Source organism: Roseivivax jejudonensis, from assembly GCF_900172265.1.
Lineage (GTDB): Bacteria > Pseudomonadota > Alphaproteobacteria > Rhodobacterales > Rhodobacteraceae > Roseivivax > Roseivivax jejudonensis.
This window is the reverse complement of the sequence record NZ_FWFK01000006.1, coordinates 202,914-221,131: the sequence shown is the minus strand read 5'-3', so window position 1 is coordinate 221,131 and position 18,218 is coordinate 202,914. Positions and strand designations below refer to the sequence as shown.

General features: G+C 69.9%; 15 protein-coding genes. 7 read left to right on the top strand and 8 right to left on the bottom strand.

Features of this window, described 5'->3' with window-relative positions; all coding sequences use genetic code 11:
- Positions 1–7: 7 nt before the first annotated feature.
- Positions 8–856 carry an SDR family oxidoreductase gene (locus ROJ8625_RS16450; RefSeq protein WP_085793017.1) on the top strand — a complete coding sequence of 283 codons (849 nt, stop codon included), beginning with the start codon at positions 8–10 and terminating at the stop codon, positions 854–856.
- Between the two features lie 32 nt (positions 857–888).
- On the opposite strand, the gene ROJ8625_RS16445 is transcribed toward ROJ8625_RS16450, so the two are convergent.
- The 7 genes from ROJ8625_RS16445 to ROJ8625_RS16415 form a co-directional block, all read right to left on the bottom strand.
- Positions 889–1,401 carry a sigma-70 family RNA polymerase sigma factor gene (locus ROJ8625_RS16445; RefSeq protein ID WP_085793016.1) on the bottom strand — a complete coding sequence of 171 codons (513 nt, stop codon included), beginning with the start codon at positions 1,399–1,401 and terminating at the stop codon, positions 889–891.
- A gap of 1,212 nt (positions 1,402–2,613) precedes the next feature.
- On the bottom strand, positions 2,614–3,930 hold the full coding sequence (locus ROJ8625_RS16440) for an arylsulfotransferase family protein (RefSeq protein WP_085793015.1): 1,317 nt from the start codon (positions 3,928–3,930) through the stop codon (positions 2,614–2,616).
- Positions 3,927–5,423, bottom strand: a complete 1,497-nt coding sequence (locus ROJ8625_RS16435) for a sulfotransferase (protein WP_085793014.1) — start codon at positions 5,421–5,423, stop codon at positions 3,927–3,929. Before ROJ8625_RS16435 ends, ROJ8625_RS16440 begins: the two co-directional genes overlap by 4 nt.
- Positions 5,420–5,683, bottom strand: a complete 264-nt coding sequence (locus ROJ8625_RS16430; protein ID WP_143535154.1) for a hypothetical protein — start codon at positions 5,681–5,683, stop codon at positions 5,420–5,422. Before ROJ8625_RS16430 ends, ROJ8625_RS16435 begins: the two co-directional genes overlap by 4 nt.
- Positions 5,684–5,825: 142 nt before the next feature.
- Positions 5,826–7,016, bottom strand: coding sequence for a glycoside hydrolase family 183 protein (locus ROJ8625_RS16425; protein ID WP_159456788.1), 1,191 nt, complete (start codon positions 7,014–7,016; stop codon positions 5,826–5,828).
- 233 nt (positions 7,017–7,249) lie between these two features.
- Complete coding sequence (locus tag ROJ8625_RS16420; RefSeq protein WP_085793012.1) at positions 7,250–8,785, bottom strand: protein O-mannosyl-transferase family; 1,536 nt, start codon at positions 8,783–8,785, stop codon at positions 7,250–7,252.
- Between the two features lie 7 nt (positions 8,786–8,792).
- Entirely contained in the window at positions 8,793–10,652 is a 1,860-nt protein-coding gene (locus ROJ8625_RS16415; protein ID WP_159456787.1) for an AsmA family protein, read from the bottom strand.
- A 428-nt stretch (positions 10,653–11,080) separates the two neighbouring features.
- On the opposite strand from ROJ8625_RS16415, the gene ROJ8625_RS16405 reads away from it, so the two are divergent.
- The 5 genes from ROJ8625_RS16405 to ROJ8625_RS16385 are packed head-to-tail and all read left to right on the top strand — an operon-like array spanning position 11,081 to position 16,732.
- A complete protein-coding gene (locus ROJ8625_RS16405; protein ID WP_085793009.1) occupies positions 11,081–12,628 on the top strand; it encodes a UbiA family prenyltransferase in 1,548 nt (515 codons plus the stop codon).
- A gap of 1 nt (position 12,629) precedes the next feature.
- On the top strand, positions 12,630–13,067 hold the full coding sequence (locus ROJ8625_RS16400; RefSeq protein ID WP_085793008.1) for a GtrA family protein: 438 nt from the start codon (positions 12,630–12,632) through the stop codon (positions 13,065–13,067).
- Positions 13,064–14,389, top strand: a complete 1,326-nt coding sequence (locus ROJ8625_RS16395) for an FAD-binding oxidoreductase (protein WP_085793007.1) — start codon at positions 13,064–13,066, stop codon at positions 14,387–14,389. Before ROJ8625_RS16400 ends, ROJ8625_RS16395 begins: the two co-directional genes overlap by 4 nt.
- On the top strand, positions 14,386–15,135 hold the full coding sequence (locus ROJ8625_RS16390) for an SDR family oxidoreductase (RefSeq protein WP_085793006.1): 750 nt from the start codon (positions 14,386–14,388) through the stop codon (positions 15,133–15,135). The genes ROJ8625_RS16395 and ROJ8625_RS16390 overlap by 4 nt, the downstream gene beginning before the upstream one ends.
- A 10-nt stretch (positions 15,136–15,145) precedes the next feature.
- A complete protein-coding gene (locus tag ROJ8625_RS16385; protein ID WP_085793005.1) occupies positions 15,146–16,732 on the top strand; it encodes a hypothetical protein in 1,587 nt (528 codons plus the stop codon).
- Positions 16,733–16,775: 43 nt separating this feature from the next.
- On the opposite strand, the gene ROJ8625_RS16380 is transcribed toward ROJ8625_RS16385, so the two are convergent.
- A complete protein-coding gene (locus tag ROJ8625_RS16380; protein WP_085793004.1) occupies positions 16,776–17,123 on the bottom strand; it encodes a hypothetical protein in 348 nt (115 codons plus the stop codon).
- 208 nt (positions 17,124–17,331) lie between these two features.
- Here ROJ8625_RS16380 and ROJ8625_RS16375 point away from each other — a divergent pair, with 208 nt between their 5' ends.
- A complete protein-coding gene (locus ROJ8625_RS16375; RefSeq protein ID WP_085793003.1) occupies positions 17,332–18,081 on the top strand; it encodes a tellurite resistance TerB family protein in 750 nt (249 codons plus the stop codon).
- The last annotated feature ends 137 nt before the right edge of the window (positions 18,082–18,218 follow it).

Here is an 18,218-nt window from a genome sequence, read left to right as displayed (position 1 = left end):
GGTCAGCATGACCGACAAGACACCGCCGTTCGAAAGCCAGGGCCAGAGCCTGCCCGGAGAGACCGGCGCGATGTCGCCGGAACCCGATCACGGCGAGCAGAGCTATCGTGGCTCCGGCAAGCTCGACGGCATGTCCGCGCTGATCACCGGCGCGGACAGCGGGATCGGCCGCGCGGTCGCGCTCGCCTTCGCGCGAGAAGGGGCCGACATCATGATCTCGTATCTCGAGGAAAAGGAGGATGCCGAGCGGACGCTTGCGCTGGTCGAGGGGGCGGGACGCCGCGGCTTTCTCGCACCGGGCGACGTTCAGGATGCGGAGCATTGCCGCCGGCTCGTGGAGGACACGCACGAGGCGTTCGGGCGGCTCGACATCCTGGTGAACAACGCGGCGCACCAGGCCCATGTCGATGCGCTCGAGGATATTTCGGATGCGGAGTGGGAGACGACGTTCCGCACGAACATCCACTCCATGTTCTTCCTGTGCAAGGCGGCGGTGCCGCGGATGACGCAAGGCGGATCGATCATCAACAGCGCCTCGGTGAACTCCGACCGTCCCAATCCCGGGCTCCTGGCCTACGCGGCCTCCAAGGGGGCGATCCAGAACTTCACAGCCGGGCTGGCGCAGATGCTCGCCCCGCGCGGTATCCGGGTCAATTGCGTGGCGCCGGGGCCGGTCTGGACGCCGCTCATCCCCGCCACGATCCCCGACCACGAGAACTTTGGCGCCAACAAGCCGATGGGGCGCCCGGCGCAGCCTGCGGAATTGGCAAGCGCTTACGTGATGCTGGCCGATCCGGCCTCGAGCTATACCGCGGGCGCGACCATCGCCGTGACCGGCGGCGAGCCGATGATCTGACGTTGGTGCGGGCGTCCGGGCAGGCTACGGGATCACGACCTGTCCGGTGACCCTTCGAGGTCGGCGACGACCATCGCGCGGGCGCGGTTCACGCGGCTCTTCACGGTGCCCATCGTGCAGCCGCAGATCTCGCCGGCGCGCTCGTAGGTCTCTCCCAGCATCACCACGAGGATCAGCATCTCGCGGTAATGCGTGGGCAGGCGGTGGATGGCGGCCAGCATCTCCTGCCCGCGGATCGTCCATTCCTGCGTGGCCGGAGAGGACACCGTGCCCGCGATGCAATCGGCGGACCCCGTGACCTCGCGCCGCGCGCGCTTGATGTTGTTGTAGAACGTGTTGCGCATGATCGCGAAGAGCCAGGCGCGCAGGTTCGTGCCTGCCCTGAACTTGTCGCGGTTGGCGATGGCCTTCTTCAGTGTCTCCTGCACCAGGTCGTCGGCATCGGCATCGTGCCGGGTCAGCGTGCGCGCATAGGCCCGCAGCGCCGGAAGCCACTCCACGGTCAGTTCGACATCGAGAATTTGGCCTTCGTCATGCCTGTGCATGTCCTGCGCCTCCTGTTGCGCTGCGTCGTGACGCGCCGCACGCGATCGGCGGCGCGCCATCCGGTCGGCGCGCACGCCGTACCCGCGCGAGGCAATCGCCGGGCCTCCACGCGCGCTGCAAGGGCAAAGCGTGCATAGCGGCCGCGCGGCTGAATATCTGGCGCGCTGCCGGCGTCACGTCTTGTCGCGAAGAAGCATCTGAAGCTCCCGCGCCAGCTTGAGGAGGTTCTCCGGCGTGTCCTCGGTCTCGATGCGCTCGAGTTGGCGGGACAGGGCCGCGTCCAACGGCTCCGCTCTTGGCGCGCCTTGGACGTTCGGCGAATGGTTCGGTGTCTTCAAATGCCACTCCTAAGGTGCGGGACTGGATGACGCGTACATCGGCGGCCGGTGCGGCCCGCGCGGACGCCGGTCGGCGACCGGATACGTGCATCCCACTGTAAGCCCCAATTCGCTTGATTTGCCAGTTTCGAACGACACGGCCGCCGATGATGCGCCCTGTGCCGGGTGTCTCGTCCGTGCCATGATCGCACCCGGACCCTCTGGCGATACTGCGTCGCATTCGGGTCGCGGTGACGCACGACGGCCGGGCCGCAACCGACGGGATGCCACTCCGAAACGAGTCTCCGGCCCGCGTGCACCGGCGGGATGCGGACACGGGCCGGAGGTCCCCTCCGAGCGAGGACACGGACAAATCGCCCGGAGCGAACGACGTGGACCCTTCGGAAGGGCCGCTCGTTTCGAGGCAACGCGGCACACCGATGCCGTGGCTGGCGTGGCTCCCGCAGCGGGCAGCGTGGCGACGGATATCTGCTGCCGAAGGTCGATCTCTGCCCTCCCGTGTTGCGTCGGCATTCGGCGCTCCTCCCGGTCGGCCTGCGGCCATTTCGGAGGTGTCGATGGGCCCCGTAACAGCGGATCCCCGGCATTGTTCCCGGCACCCGCCGAATTCCTGGCGCACACTCAGTCCAATGGACCGGACTACGAGGCGCTGCGGATCTCGACCTGCAAGCCCGCGTCTCGACGCAGGACGCGCCCCGCACCTTGACCGCACGGAGGACCGGCCCGAACCCCTGTCGCCCGTCACGCCGAGGGCATCCGTATCGCAAGCGCCATCGGTCCGATGTCGAGGTCTTCAATCGCCCTCGCGGCGGAGAAGTCGCCTTTCCAGGTGTCCCCGCTGGGGCCTCAGCGCAAACGACGCGCGCGTCTCGCTTAGTGCCGCGGCGCCGTGTCAGACGAATCCGCAACCTCGCTCGCGCAGCTCGGGACACCGTCCGCGAAGAAGTCCTCCGGGATGTTGCGCGCCTCGGTGACGATCACGTTCGACTCCGCGTCCCAGACCATGTGACGCTCCCACACGAGCTGGCCGGTCGGATCGACCTCGAGCAGACGCCCGCGTTCGGCCTCGGTCAGAAGCAGGTTGCCGTTCGCCAGGACCTGGTGCTTGCCGCGCCGCCACGAGTAGAACGGCACCTCCTCGGAGCCGGTGAAGTCGATGCTCACCTCGCGCGTCTGCGGGTCGACGCGCATGATCCGCGACACCTTCGTGCCGGGGTTGTTGTCGTACACGGTGATGGTTCCGTCGGGCTGGAAATCGGGATCATGCTGCTTGAGCCAAGGTCCGTGCTGCCACCACTTCATCCGGCCCGTCTCGGGGTCGACAACCGCCACGAGGTTTATCTCGCGCAGGCTGATCATCACGTCGCCCGCCTCGAACATCGGGAAGGCATCGGCCATGTCCTCGGTCAGCGGTTCGGCATCGTTCGGGTGGAACGGGTCGTGGCCGTACCGGATTTCGCCGTTGGTGTTGTCGAGCGTGACCGTGCGCAGATCGAGATAGCCCTGCTGGGCGCGGTCGTTCCCGCGCGCGATGGTTCCGCGCAGATCGAGGCTGCGGACCTCCTCGCCGGTGTCCTCGTCGACCCAGACGATCGTCTCGCCGCGCCAGGTGACCATGTTGCCCTGCCCGTCCCGGGTCAGGGTGTGGTGATACCAGTCGATGTTGCTCCACATCGGCTCGCCGCAGGAATCGAGCCGGGTCAGCACCTGCCCGGTGTCGAAGGTCACGGCGATGGAGCCGTCCTCGAAGACCTCCATGCCGTGCAGCATCGTGTTCTGCGGCCGGATGTCGCCATCGAGCTCGGCATAGGGGATCGGCCAGCGATGCACCTCCTCCCCGTCCGGATCGTAGAGCCTGACCGTGTGAAACGTGCCCTCGGGGTCGGTGTTGAGACCGGACACGAGGGTGAAGCCGCCCTGCGCCTTTTGCGGCTGATGCGCGGTGAAGCCACGCTCCGGATCCGGTGTTTCGGTGCCGCCGGGGGGCACCAGGTGGCGGGTCGGCTCGAGCCCGATGTCGTTTCGCCAGTTATCCTTGAGATCCACGTAGGTTCGGTGCGCAAGGCCGAGCTGCGGGGCGGGGAACCAGCTCCACCACGAGGCCACGGTGCCGTAGACGATGCCGAGGACCCCGATGGAGACGGCAAAGACCACCGGGGCCAGGCGGTCCGACAGGGGCGGCTTGCTCATGCGATGACCCTTCTGCGGTGAGATGGGGCCGAGGACGCGAGCGCACGGTCCAAGAGCGCGGCATGCACACCCCGCGCGTGCCCCAGCAGCGGCGGGCTGCCGCCGTCGATCTCGGGCGGCGGGCCGGGTGACCGGAAGATCGTGGCGCGATCGACGACGGCGTCCGTCGCATCGGCGCCGATGGCCTCCGCGAGTGCCGGCAGGGTCTCGTGCGGCGCGGCACACAGCGCGTCGTGGTCGACGAAGACGGCACTCCGCGAGGCCGTCGCCAGCACGTGCTCGTAGGCGTCGATCCAGTAGCGCAGCCAGAAATCCGGGCCGGTCGCCGTCTCGAGATCAGGCGCCGTTCCGCCGAACGCGATCGGCCGCAGCGCCTGTCCGAACTCGAAATGCCCGACGCCTTCCATGTAGCGGCGCCCGAACGGCTCGCGCGTGTGAAGGTCTAGAAAGCGCGCGTGCTGGCGCATCAGTGACGCGACCTGCGCCCGCGGATCCCGGACCGGGATCACGATCGCGGCGTCGGGGCAGATCGTGTCGATGAGCGGCAGGCGCGCGATGTTCGCGTTGTTCTTCGACACGTAGCGGGTCGCGCCGGGCTTCGATGCGACGATCTTGGCCATGTGGGTGCGGAAGGCGCGCGCGAAGGCCGGGTCGTGATCCCGGGCGCTCCATGTCTCGATCCGGTCGGCGTGGTAGTGTCCGGGCCAGAATGCCATCCACAGCATTTCCTCGAACGCCTCCGGGCTGTCGCCCGACACCTCGATCCCGTCGCCATGCGCGCGTTCGGTGCGCGCGGCGGGTTTCTGGATCATCGGCGCGATGCGCCCCCAGAGAAGCGGCGCCAGGGTGAACGGCATGTGCCGGTAGGTCGCCGATGCGAACTCGGGCGTCTCGGCCAGCACGTTCAGCATGATCGTGGTGCCCGCCCGGGGCAGCGAGGTGACGAACACCGGCCGCGCGGCGCGGTCCTCGTCGATCCGGCTGCGATAGAGACGGGTCTCGAGCGCGCCGAGCCGGCGCTGCCGGGCGGGCGAGGCGAAGGCGAAGTTGTGAAGGGCCTGCTCCATCGGGCCGTAGGGCACCTCGCCGGTCTGCGTGGCCGGGGTCTCGCGCTTTCCGCCGATCCGGTCGAGCGCCAGCCAGAGCGCGACGGCACAGAGGGTCGATCCGACGAGGAAGGGCCAGCCCACCGCCGCCGACATGGCCGCGTCGAGACCGTAGAGACCGGCAGCCGCGCCACCCCAGACGATGGCCGCCGCCGCAGCGAACGAGGCCAGGCCGATGCCGGCGATCGCCAGAAAGCGCGCGAAGAGCGACAGGGAGGCGCGCCGGACCCTCCGCTCCTTCTCGATGTCGGAAAGGTCGGGGGTGCTGATGACCTGCAGCGCGTCCTGCGCGGTCGTCACGATCCGGCGCGCGACGGCCTCGGCGCGCAGTATCCTCAGAACGCCGACGAACGCGATCAGCCCCAGCGAAAGGGCCGCGATGATCACTCGCGGCGTCCCTCGCCGCCAGCGCCGGCGGTCCGCGTGTCCTGCCGCTCCGCGCGGTTCCGCATCATGCGCTTCATCGGATACCAGACGAACCCGACGATCGCGAGCAGGACGGCCGCGACCAGCGCGATCAGCGTGCCGATCGCGGTCAGGCCCGCGCCCGGGCCGACATAGGCCTGGGCGGCGACGGGAAGGCAGGCCGCGCCGATCGCGATCGGCAGGGTGGCGAGCCGGAAGGGATTGGACACATGGGGGCGCACGGCAACCTCATAAACGAGCTTGGGTCATGCACGTTATGCCAGAGCTGGCGCCGCGGTTCCCCCACCCCTGCGCGGACAGGCGTCATCGTGCCAGACGCGGGTGCGGGCCGGCAGGTTTCCACTCATTCCCGGGCGGAGGCCCTCACTCCGTGGCGGGCAGAAGGCCCTCGGTCGGCACCTCGTTGGTGGCCATCACGCCAGCCCCGCCCTCGAGCGTCGTCTTCATCAAGAAGACATTGTAGATCGGCTTCCACAGCGACATCGTGAAGTAGAGCGCGTCCCCGATATCGTCGGTGGGCACGATGTAAGGGGCGTAAAGCCCCGGGTAATCGGCCGAGGAGACCACGCGCTGCGCCGCGCTCCACGGTCCGGTTGGCGCCGGGGCGGTGCGCAGCACGATCTCGGCGCGCGCCGGTTCGAAGTAGAGCATCAGCCAGCGCCCGTGCGTTTCGCTCCACGCCACCGACAACTCCCCGGCCGGGGCAGGCACGACGGTCGCCGCGCGCGCGATGTCGGCGCTCCATGCGGCGCCGTCCCAGTAGCTGTAAGCAGCCGGGTCGAGCAGTCCCTCGGGCGCCACGCGGCCGAGCCGCACCGCGCCGTAGCGGCCCTGCGGAATGCCGAAGACGTAGATCATGCCGTCGTGCTCGGCATAGGCCACCTGCTCGAACCCGAGGCCCGCGGCCCAGATCGCGCGGTCGGACTTCGTCCAGGACTGGCCGTGATCGTCCGAGAACGCGAGGCCCGAGCGGCGCACGAACCATTGGTCGTCCGCGCCCCAGAACCGCACCGACATGTAGTGCAGGACCATCCGCCCCGCGACCGAGATGCCGTTCGTCGGGATCACCGTCCATTCGTGGCCGGGGATCTTGGCGGAGCGCACCAGCTCCTTCGCCGTGCCCGTGGCTCCCTTGATCATCGCCGCGAAGGGCAGCCCGCCGGCGGGATCCGGGTCGTCGATCCGCGCCATCGTGTTGCTGCGCCAGTCGCCGCCGTCCGCGCCGTAGGTGTCGCCGAACACCATGTAGAGCGCGCCGTCGTGGCGGAACATGTGGCCCAGGTCGGTGCCGTGCACGTTCCAGCGCGCGGCGGTGTCGTTGTGCGATGCGGCACCGGTCAGCTGGCGCACGATCTCTGTCGCCCCCACCACGGGCGCGCCGGACAGGCGGCTGTCGGGATCGGTCGCCTCGGTCTCGTCCCGCGGCACGTCCGCGCTCACCGCGGTTTCGGCCTTTGCGAGATCCGGCAGGGGGACGTCGAAGATCGGCGGCGCGGCCCCGGCAAGGGTCGCGAGGCTCAGGAAGGTCACGACAAGAGACAACGCGACGCGCACGAGGTCATCCTCTGACAGGGAGGCGGAATCATGCCGAGATGCGAAGCGCCGCATCCCGGCGGGAACTGTCAGCAAAAACAGCCCCGTCAGGGATGCACCGGGCCGGGATTTCGATCAAGTGGAGCGGTCCGAATGTGCCGGAATGTCGCGGCCCGGCCACGTTCGGCAGATCTCCGCTGCCTGAGGTCCGGGCAGTCGGACGCGCGGATGCACGAAGCCCGGGCCGCCGACGGTCACTCGCCCGGACGGCACAGGAACCCCTCGGCCGGCCATGTCGGCGCCGGGGGCTGATCGAGCGGGATCTCGGCACAGCTGAGGTCGGGGCGGCGGTGCTCGACCCAGCGCAGGAACTGGCCGCCGTCGGTGGGAAACACGATGCCGCCCACGACATCGCGGCGTTCGACTTCCTCCTGCGTGCGCCAGGTCACGCGGTATTCGGCCGGTGCCGGGGCGTGCCCCAGAAGCTCGTGATAGAGCGTCACCATGCGCTCGTAATAGGTCATCGACACCAGCGGGTTCTCGACCGGCGACTGCGCCACCGCCGCCTCGAGGGCGGACATCATGCCGTCGAAGGGCGCCTCGCGGGCGCGCAGCTCCGTCGCGACGACGCCCGTGCGCGCCACCGCGAACGCCAGCAGGAGCAGCCCGACGACGACATGCGCGCGCGGCATCGGCGCGAGCCGCCAGCCGATCGCGGCGACCGACGCGACAAGGAGCGGACCGAGCACCGGCAGGTGGAACGCGCGGATGTCGTAGGCGCCGTACCACAGCATGAACGGGACGAAAGCGAACGCCACGCCGAAGGCGAGCGCCAGCCCGCTCCAGCCGGAGTCGCGGCGCCGCCAGCCCAGCACGAGGATGGCGAGACCGGCGAGCATCAGCGGCCCGGAGACGTTGGGATGCGCGTGCGACAGCGTGTCGAGCAGCACCTCGCGCGTTTGCGGCGACGACAGGCCCGACCCGTAGAGATCGCCGAAATAGGTGCCCCGGATATAGTCGATCAGCTCTCCGACCGTGGGCGGCAGGGGCATGTACTCGGAATAGGCCGTGCTCGGCTGGTGCGTGACCCAGTAGAGGTAGAGGTACTGGCACGCTCCGAGCAGCAGGAGGCCCACCATCGCCGCGATGATGCGACCGCGCACGAGCAGGCGGTGGTGCGCGATCATCACCCACAGGCCCACGGGCGCCAGCATCATCATCATCAGGTGGTTGCCGAAGGACAGCGCGTAGACCGCGACCGCGGCGATGAACCAGCGCGGGTCCTTGGTGTCGACGAAGCACAGCAAGAGGTAGGTCACAGACAGGATGAAGCAGAGCGCCAGCGGATAGACCTCTGCCTCGGTCGCCTGCACCGCCATGAGGCCGGCGCTGCCCAGCAGCATCGCGGCGGCGAGGGCGAAGAGCCGGCTTCGGGTCAGCCGAGCGACGATCAGGAACGCCATCGTGTTGGCGATCGCCCCCGGCAGGGACGCCATCGCGAACGTCATCGCCCACCAGGGCTCCACCGGCAGCGACAGCGCGCGCACAACCGTCCCGATCAGCAGGACGAGCGGATAGCCGGGCCCGTGAACGAGGATCGAGGTGTGCCCCAGCGTCTGGAACTTGGCCGAGTCCCCGGCATTCAGCTCTCCGCCCAGCCCCGGAAACTGGCAGACCCCGTAGTAGACCAGCCAGAACGCGAGGACGCCGAGCGCGATCAGGCGGCGGTTGCGCACGCCGCTCGATGCGCCCGCGCGCGACAGGGGGGACGGCGCGGCCTCTACGCCCATTGCCACGTCACTCCGCCTCGCCGGCGGTGGTCCGGGCGAGGTCGGCCGCCACCGTCGGCACCCCGGCCGCGATCACCGGCGACAGGAGCGTGCCGCCGACGCCGAACGGCAGGTCGACCGCCTGTTCGGCCGGCTCGGTCTCTGCCTCGCTGAAAAGGATGGCGTTGCCCTCGACCTCGGCGGCGCCGCTTCGCAGCCCGATCGCGCCGTCCATGTCGATGCGGTATCTGTCGCCGGCGATGGTCAGGCGCGACAGATCGGCGGCGCCCCCGGCAAAGGCGAGCTGCAGGTCGATCGTGTCGAACGGCGTGCGCCCCGCCGACGGGATCAGCGGGCCCTTGTCCTCGGTCATGAACTCGCGCCCCTCGGCCAGCGAGTCGAGGGTCGCGATGACGTTGCCGCCCGACAGGCTGCCCTCCGCGACATGGGCCGAGGCGCTGCCGGTCAGGGAATCGACGAGGTCGCCCAGCGTCCGGCCGGTCGCCTCTGCCCGCGCCACGGCGTCGAGCCGCCCTCCGGGCCTCTGCGGCGTCCCGACGAGCGGATCCGTGGCGAAGCGGGTGACGACCTCCACGGTCTCGTCGAGCGACAGGCCGGCGATCTGGCTCGACAGGTCGAGATGCGCCGCCGCGTCCGAGTCCGCGGCGCTCAGCGTCGCGGCGGTGCGGAACGTGCCGAACGCCTCGCTCGCGCCGTCAAAAAAGAGCGTCGCGGCGCCCTCTCCCACCGACAAGTCCAGCGCCGCCTGCTCGAAGCTGACGCCGGCAGCGGACAGATCCTGGCCCGACAGTTCGAAGTCGACCGCCACCTGCGACAGCCAGTCGGTGCCGATCGGGACGGCGGCCCAGTCGTCGGTCTCCATCGCGACGCGCGCCTCGGCGATGGCCCGTTCGGCGTCGTCCTGAAGCGCGCGCAACCGGGGCAGCAGCGCCTCGTCCGGCGCGACCGCGGCTCGCGCGCGGCCGTCGAGTGACACGCCGCCCACCGAGAAGGTCGCATCCTCGAGGGCGACCGCCGACGGCGTCATCGCGATGCGGCCCTCGGCGTCGATGCGGGTGAGCGACGGCAGGCCGATCCCGGCACCGAGCTTGCGCAACAGCGTCGCCACATCGCCGCTCGCGGCGAGATCGCGCAGCTCTGCCGGCAGCTCGCCCTCCGGGCCCGCCGCCGCGACGTCGAGTGAGATGCGGCCGGGGCTGCCGCCGGATGTCCCGAGCAGGCGCAGATCGTCGAGCGCGAGGTCGGCGTCGACATGCAATGCCCCGGCATCGAACCGCGCGGCGATGGCGACGCCGCCCGCCGTTTCCGCCCCTGCGACGCGCAGGTCGAGCCCGGTCAGGATCACCTGCCGCGCGCTGCCGTCGTCGTAGTGGATCGTGCCCTCCGTCACCTCGAGCGCCTTGCCCGGATCGCCGATCCCGAACGCCGCCGCGGCGCGGGCCTGCGACGATTGCAGGCGGGTGCGCCCGGTCAGCGTGATATCGGGGCGCACGATTCGCGGCCGCACGATCTCGACCCGGCCGGCCAGAAGCGGCGCGAGCCGCAGCGTCGCCTCGATGGCTTCGGCCCGCCCGCTCCATCGCGCGGGATCGGCTCCGGTCGGCACGAATTCGGGGCCCGCGATCCGCAGGCGACCGCCGGGATGCAGCGACACGCCATCGTGCCGGCCGATCGTGACCGCGCCGTCGCTCAGCTCTGCGAAATGGGCGTCGAGCTGCGCGCGCACGACCCTCTCGGGGATGGCCGACGGCAACGTAAGGTAAACCGCGACACCGCCGGCCACGACGACCGACGCCGCGACGAGACCGGCGATCACCCGTCGGCGCATCCGATGAACGGCGTGTGTGCCACCACGCGGTGTCTTCATGTCTTCCAACCGTTTCGCGCTGGCCGTGCCGGACAGCGGGACACCCCCGCGACCGGACAACCGCATGCGACCGGAACCCGTAACATCACCGTAGTGGAGCCGGCGCACGGGGTCCCGATCATGACACTGAACGAGATGGGGCCGCCCGCCGATAATCCAGAGCCGCGGGCGCGGAATCCTGCCGTCAAGGACGCAGCGGCGGGCCGTATCATCGGAATCTTGCCGGTCGCCGACGAGACTGGCGCGTTCTTGCCGCACGGCAGCGAGCTCCGGGAACCCGACTTCCAATAGCGAGGTTTGAGGGCATGTTTTGGCGCGAGCAACTCTGACCTGCGCCGGTCCCGACGATGCTGCCCGCGCCGTGTGGCGCCCGTCGGCGGTACCGGGGCGGCCGATCTGCCCGTTGACCCGAGAGGAGCACAACGAGAATGACGTCGGACCCGAACGTGACACGTGCCGTGCCCGCCGCGGCCGAGCCAGCGCACCGCCCCTTCGACAAGTCCACCGGCACGCCGGCCGGCGTCGTTCGCCTTCCGGCCGAGGCCATCGATCTCGCCTCCGCGCCCGCCGTGCCGCTCGTGATCGATCTCGACGGCACGCTGCTGCGCTCGGACCTCCTGGTCGAGACATCGCTGCGGCACGTGGCGAGCGCGCCGATGAAGGCCCCGGCCCTGCTGCGCGCCGCGCGGCACGGCAAGGCCGCACTGAAGGCGCACCTCGCAGACGCGGTGCGCGTCGATCCCGCCACCCTGCCCTACGACCGCGACGTGCTCGCGCTGGCGCGCCGGGCGCGGCTGGCCGGGCGGCCCGTCTACCTCGCCTCGGGATCGCACGCGCGGTTCGTCTCCGCCATCGCGGAGCACCTCGATGTATTCGACGGCTGGCTCGCCACGGAGGGCGACACCAACCTGACTGGCCCGGCCAAGGCGGCCCGGCTGCGCGAGCGTTTCGGGGCGGGCGGGTTCGACTACATCGGCAACGAGGCCGCGGACCTGCCGGTCTGGCAGGCCGCGCGACGCGCCTTCGCCGTTCGGACGTCGCGCCGGGTGACCGCGCGGATGGGCGAGGTCTCGGGCGATGCCACGCTGATCGACCAGCCGTCCCCCGGCCTGTCGGTCTGGGCCCGGCAGTTCCGGGTCCATCAATACGCCAAGAACGTGCTCGTTTTCGTGCCGATGATCGCCGGGCACGCGCTCACATTCGAGAATGTCGCCCTCGCGAGCCTCGCCGCGCTCGCGTTCTGCATGGCGGCGTCGGCCTGCTACATCCTGAACGATCTCGTGGACCTGCAGGAGGATCGGGCGCATCACTCAAAGTGCAATCGTCCGCTGGCACGCGGCGACCTGTCGGTCGCGCACGCGGTCGCGGCGATCCCGCTGCTGCTGCTGTCGGCGACGGCGGTCTCGCTCGCCATTTCGCCGGCCTTCGCGCTGGTGCTGGCGATCTACTTCGCGACCACGACCGCCTACAGTTTCGTGCTGAAGCGCATCCTGCTGATCGACGTGCTGACGCTCGCCGGGCTCTACACGATCCGGATGCTCGGCGGTGCGGTCGCCGTGGGCATCGCGATGTCCTCGTGGCTCGTGGTGTTCTCGCTGTCGATCTTCGTGTCGCTGGCGCTGATGAAGCGCTTCACCGAGCTTGCCGCGCTCGTCGATGCCAACAAGCCCTCGCCCACCAACCGCGACTACGAAACGCTCGATCTCGGGATGCTCGCGGCGCTGTCGGCGGCGGCGGGGTTCAACGCGGTCACGGTGCTCGCGCTCTATGTTTCGGGCAGCTCGGTCAGCACGCTCTACAGCCGGCCGGAGCTTCTGCTGCTGGTGTGCCCGATCCTGACCTACTGGATCGGCCGGGCGCTGATCCTGGCGCAGCGGCGGCAGATGGCCGACGACCCGGTGCTCTTCGCGATCAAGGATCCGCAGAGCCGGATCACGGGCATCGCGATGCTCGGCGTCTTCATCGCCGCGATCTGAGATGGCCCGCCGGTCGATCCCACACCGCGGACTGCGCGACGCGCATCCGTTCGTGCGCTACGCGGCGGCGGCCGCCATCTGCGTCGCGACAAACCTCGCGGCGCAGGAGGCGGTCGTGCAGGCGGCACCAGGCGCGCCCCTGATGGTGTCGATCGTGATCGGCACCGGCGTGGGCTTCCTCGTGAAGCACGTCATCGACAAGACCTGGACCTTCCGCGAGCCCTACATCACCCCGGCCGCGGAGGCGCGGCGGATCACGCTGTCGGGCCTCTTCAGCGTTCTGACCACGGTGATCTTCTGGGGGTTCGAGCTGGGGTTCTACGTGATCTGGGGCACGGATGCCGCCAAGTATACGGGCGCTGTCCTGGGCCTCGGCATCGGCTACGTGGTGAAATACATGCTGGACCGCCGCATGGTGTTTCGCGAGGCGACGGTATGAAGGACCTCAGCGGGTGGGGCCGCTATCCCCGGCTCTTCGGGCCGCTGACGACCGCGCGGACGGCCGCGTCTGCGGCGCGGCTGACCGCGGCCGCGCCAGGCGTCGTGGCGCGAGGATTGGGACGGGCCTACGGCGACGCGGCCATCGGACGCGAGCACACGCTCGCCCCCGCCGGTCTCGACCGGCTGCAGGGGTTCAATCCCGACACCGGGCTCCTGCAGGCCGAGGCCGGAGTCAGCCTGAACGACATCCTGACCAACCTCGTCCCGCGCGGGTTCTTCCCCCCGGTCGTGCCGGGCACGCGGTTCGTGACCGTCGGCGGCATGATCGCCTCGGACGTGCACGGCAAGAACCAGCACAACGACGGAACCTTCGGCGAGCACGTGGAGGCGTTGAGCCTCGCGCTGCCGGACGGGCGCACGATCCGCTGCGCCCGCGACGAAAACCCGGAGCTGTTTCACGCCACGATCGGCGGGATGGGCCTCACCGGCACGATCCTCGATGCGTCGTTCCGCCTGCGCCGGGTCGAAACCGGCTGGATTCGCCAGACCACCAGCGTCGCCGAAAACCTGTCCGAGGCCATCGCTCTTCTCGGCCGGACGTCCGGCGCGACCTACACCGTCGCGTGGATCGACGTGCTGGCGCGCGGCGCCGCGCTCGGCCGCTCACTCATCCTCGAGGGCGAGCATGCCGCGCGCGACGAGCTCGGGCCACGGCAGGCGCAGTTTCCGCCTGCGCGCACCGGCCGCGTGGGTGTGCCCTTCGACATGCCCGGCGGGCTTCTGAACGCTAGGACCGTGTCGGCGTTCAACGCGCTTTACTACCGCAAGGGCGCGCGGCGGGCGGGACGGACGACGCTCGTGCCGTGGGACAGCTACTTCTTCCCGCTCGACGGCATCGCCCGGTGGAACCGCATCTACGGGCCGCGCGGCTTCGTCCAGCATCAATGCGTGATCCCCGAAGCGCGGGCCGAAGCGGTGCTGTCGGCCATTCTGGACCGGCTGTCGCAAACCGGCACGGGGTCGTTCCTCGCGGTGCTGAAGCGGCTGCGCGCCGGAACGGGCCTCATGTCCTTCCCGATGGACGGGCTGACGCTCGCGCTCGACATTCCGGTAAGCGAACGGGGGCTCGCGCTCCTGGCCGAGATCGACGGGCTCGTGTCCGCCGCGGGCGGACGTCTCTACCTGGCCAAGGACGCCTGCCAATCGCGTGACACCTTCGAGGCCGGCTATCCCAACATCGCCGCGTTTCGCGAGGTGCGCCGCGACGCCGGCGCCCTCGGGCACATGTCCTCCAAGCAATCGGAAAGGCTCGGGTTATGAGCGACGCACCGGCGAAATCGGTCCTCGTCGTGGGCGGCACCTCGGATATCGGGCGGGCCGTGGCCTCGGCCTATGCCGCAAGGGGCTGGCACGTCACGCTCGCCGCGCGGGATGCCGAGGCGGCCGCGCGCGAAGCCGCCGATCTGAACGCGCGCCACGACACTTCGCGGATCGAGACCCGCACCATCGACATCCTCGATACAGACGCGTTTCCCGGCTTCCTCGACGCTCTGCCCGCCCTGCCCGACACCGTCGTCTGCGTCGTCGGCGCGATGGGAGAGCAGGCCCGCGCCGAGCGTGATCCGGACCACGCCGCCGAGGTGCTGCGCACCAACTTCGAGGGCCCCGCGCTGCTGCTCGAAGCCGTGGCCGGCCGCTTCGCGACGCGGGGGCGCGGGCTCATCGTCGGCATCAGCTCCGTCGCCGGGGACCGCGGGCGCGCCACCAACTACGTGTACGGCGCGGGCAAGGCCGGGTTCACCGCCTACCTGTCGGGTCTGCGCAACCGCCTCGCCAAGGGCGGCGTGCACGTCGCGACCGTCAAGCCCGGCTTCGTGCGCACACGAATGACCGAGGGCATGGACCTGCCCGGCCCGTTGACCGCCACCCCCGCCACGGTGGCCGAGCGCATCGTCGCACTCGAGGAGCGCCCGCGCGACGTGGTCTACGTCCTGCGCCGGTGGCGGCTGGTGATGCTGATCATCCGCGCCATTCCCGAGGCGATCTTCAAGAAGCTCAAGCTGTGAGGATCGTGGCATGAGCACCGTCACCCGGCCGATTCCGCTGGCGGTGCTCCTGACCACGGCGCTGTGCTGTGCGTTGCTGATCCTGCCCGGGGTCACGGTGTCGTCGATGTACTTCAACGACCTTCTGATCTTTCTCGACGGCGGCTACCGGGTGGTTCACGGACAGGTGCCGAACATCGATTTCAGCACCGCGCTCGGGCCGCTCTCGTTCTACATTCCCGGCGCCGGCTACTGGCTGTCGGGATCGCTCGGCCTCGCCATGCCGGTGGGCATGTCGCTTCTCATGCTGGTCACCGCGCCGATCGCCATCCACGTGATCGGCTCGCGCATGCGGCCCCTGATCGGCGTGCCGGTGGCGATCTTCGTCATGCTGCTCCTCGCGACGCCCATGAACACCGGAGAGGCGTTCAGCCGCGTGTCCTTCGCGATGTACTACAACCGGATCGGCTGGGCGCTGCTGGCATTGCTGCTGATCCTCTTTCTGCGGCCGGAGCGGCCGACCCGCCACCAGACGGCACTGGACGCGGCAGCGGCGGCGGCGCTCGCGCTTCTGGCCGGCTACACCAAGGCGACATACGGCGTGGTGGCGGCCGGGTTCCTCTTGATGCTGCTGCAACCCGGCGGGCGACGCTTTGCGATTCTGGCGATCCTCGGCGGGCTGGTCGGTGTCGCGCTGGCCGAACTGGTCTGGGGCGGCACGCGCATTCATATCGGGGACCTGATCGTCGCGACGCAGACGAGCGGCGGCCGATCGGTCATGTCCTACGTGCGCTCGGCGCTCGAGACCTCGGGCGAATACGTCGTCTTCCTCGCGTTCGCGGCGGTCGCGCTCTGGGTGCGCCCGAGCGTCACCGATGCCCTGTTCTACGGCTTCTGCATCGCGGCGGGGCTGATGCTGCTCAGCCAGAACTTCCAGACCGAAGGGATCGTCAGCCTCCTCGTCGGCGCCGCCGTCGCGGCCGAGACCCTCGCCCGCAGCGCGCGGCCCGGGATGGGCCCGTTCGCGGAGGCGGTCACGCGCGGTGCGCCGCTCGCTGCAATCCTTTTGCTTCTGCCCATCGGCGTGTCCTCGGCCGGGGCGCTCGGCCTGCACGCCGCCGCGGCGGCGACCCGCTCCGGCGTCGCGCTCGAGACGCCCAACGGCAGGGGCCTGCGCGTGATGAACACCACCAGTGCCGGGCAATTCGCCTTCTACGCGCGCTACGCGGAGTCGCTCGACGCCGGCGCGCGGTTACTCCGGACGCTCGAGGTCGCGCCGCGCCGGGTGCTGGTCTTCGACTTCGTCAGTCCGTTTTCGTCGCTCCTCGGGATCGCTCCGCCCGACGGCGGCCCGGCGTGGATGCACAACGGCCGCAACTTCGACGCGGAGAACCACTTTCCCGCCGAAGAGGTCATGGGCGGCGTCGATGTCGTGATGGTCCCCAAGCGCCCCGTCGCCGGGGGGACCACGAAGCTGATGCTGGAGATCTACGGCGCGCATCTCGAGGACAACTTCCGCCGCGCGACGGACACCGAGCTGTGGACGGTCTACCTGCGGCGCGAGGCGCGACCCACCGCACCGCGGATGAGCCGCGCCGACATCCCGGCGGCGCGGTAGGCGCCGGGCCGGCCCGCCGCCCTGCACCGCAAGCGCCCGGCGCTCACTCCTCCACGAGGTCGAGCGCGTCGCCGTCGAGGATCTCGCCGGTCCCGGCGCTCTCGCCGTCCTTCATCCATTCCAGCGTCGTGCCGTCGATCGTGGCCTGGTAGCAGCCGTAGTCGGTCTCGGGGTAGCACACGCCCTCGTCCGTGATCTCGTAGGTGCCGGACGTGCTCGTGTCGTAATATGTCCCGTCTTCGGCGAAGAAGCTGGAATAGCCGCCGCCGCCCATGTCCCCCTGGAACGTGTTGCCGACCAATGCGTCGCGCAGTTCGTCCTGCGTGGCGGCCAAAGCGGGCAGAGCGACCGACGCGGCGGCCGCGATGAGTGCAATCTTCGTAGCGTGCATGTGCGTCTCCCATTCAACCCTCCGGAACGTGGAGCCGGGGCCCGCGCCGGCAATGCCTACGCGGATCACGAGCCTTTGCCCCCCCGCCCGGCAGACGTCCGCCGCCCGACCGGGACTCCGGAACGGCTTGCGGCGTTCGACGTTCGATTTCGAGGGGGCCGGGTGTCGGCACCCGGTGAAAGCGGCCACGGGCCCGGAGGAGACGATCATGAGCATGAAGCGCATTCTCGGTACGATGCTGGCCACGCGGATGGCCGGTCGCGGCCGGCGCCGGGGGGCCCTCGGCTCGGCCTCGGCGCTCGGTCTTCTCGGGTCGCGGCGCCGCATCGGACGCAGCGGCATGGGCTCCAAGCTCGGCCTCGCGGCGCTCGGTTACATGGCCTACCAGGCCTACCAGTCGCACCAGAAGAGCCAGGGCACGCAGACGCAGCATGCCGGGCACACGTCCTCGCACGGAACCTCGGGCGGCGGTCTCCTCGACAAGGTCAAGGACGCCGCGAACGAAATCCTCGGCGGGGGCAGCGCGTCGCAAGCGTCGTCGACGGCCACGGCGCAGACCGCGGAACCGGACGCGCAGGATCTCAAGGCGAGCGAAGAGGCCGCCGAGCGCTTCAGCGAAGACGAGGCGCTTCTGATGATCCGTGCGATGATCACCGCCGCCTATGCCGACGGATCGCTGTCGCAGGACGAACGTGCCCGCATCGTTCAGGCCATCGACGACGCCGATGCAACGGCGGACGAGCGCGCGACCATGGAACGCGAGATCGCGAATCCCAAGCCGCTCGACGACCTGCTGGCGCAGGTGAACGACGACGAGACCGCCGAGGAGTTCTACTTCGCCTCGCGCGCGGCCATCGACGGCGACAGCGAAGGCGACCGGCACTATCTGCGCACCCTGCAGCAGCGCCTGAACCTGTCGCAGGAGCAGGTGGACGAGGCGGACGCCATCGCGTCCTGAGCACCGGCCCGGGCAGCGCTTCGGGAAAGCTCCGCCGCTGCCCGGTGATGCCGTTGGCCAAAGCGCGCCCTGGTCGGGACGAGATTGGCCGTGGCGGCGCGATCACCGGATGCGCACGTGCCGGTGACACACAACGG